The 502-nt window shown below is 37.8% G+C and carries 1 protein-coding gene; it reads right to left on the bottom strand.

Going from position 1 to position 502, the window contains the following annotated elements; translation table 11 throughout:
- A partial coding sequence (locus tag ACFOUY_RS08895) for a cation transporting ATPase C-terminal domain-containing protein (protein ID WP_378960156.1) occupies positions 1 to 495 on the bottom strand: 495 nt, incomplete at its 3' end.
- Between the last annotated feature and the right edge of the window lie 7 nt (positions 496 to 502).

The following is a 502-nucleotide window of genomic DNA, read 5'->3' on the forward strand; positions in this document are numbered from 1 at the left end:
AACTAGGGTAAGCAAGATGACAACTAATACCAAGTTGTTTTTATATCTAATCGTTGTAAAAATAGAATAGTAAAAAGAACGGTTTACCAGTGTGAGCATGATATTTGCAGATATAAGGCATGTAAAAACCATAGTGCGTGTCAGCTGTTCATCTGCTCCCTTACCTACCGCATACTGATAGGCTGCAAGGGTTCCCAGGGTAATTATAAGTCCCTGAACTACACTTGTTGACAATTCTTTCCAACTGAAGAATGTTGTACTCAATGGCCTTGGCTTATTGGACATTGTATTTTCCTCCATGGGCTCATTCTCATAAATTATAGAACATGTAGGTCCCATGATCAGCTCCAAAAATATAATATGTACTGGAGAGAAGATATTGGGATAAATCCAGTTCAGCGCCAGCGGAATAAACACCGTTAATATAATTGGGATGTGAATGGAAATAATATACTGTATTGCCTTTTTAAGGTTTGAATAGATCCGTCTGCCCATGGCAATA

The organism is Pedobacter jamesrossensis (assembly GCF_042650905.1).
GTDB classification, from domain to species: domain Bacteria; phylum Bacteroidota; class Bacteroidia; order Sphingobacteriales; family Sphingobacteriaceae; genus Pedobacter; species Pedobacter jamesrossensis.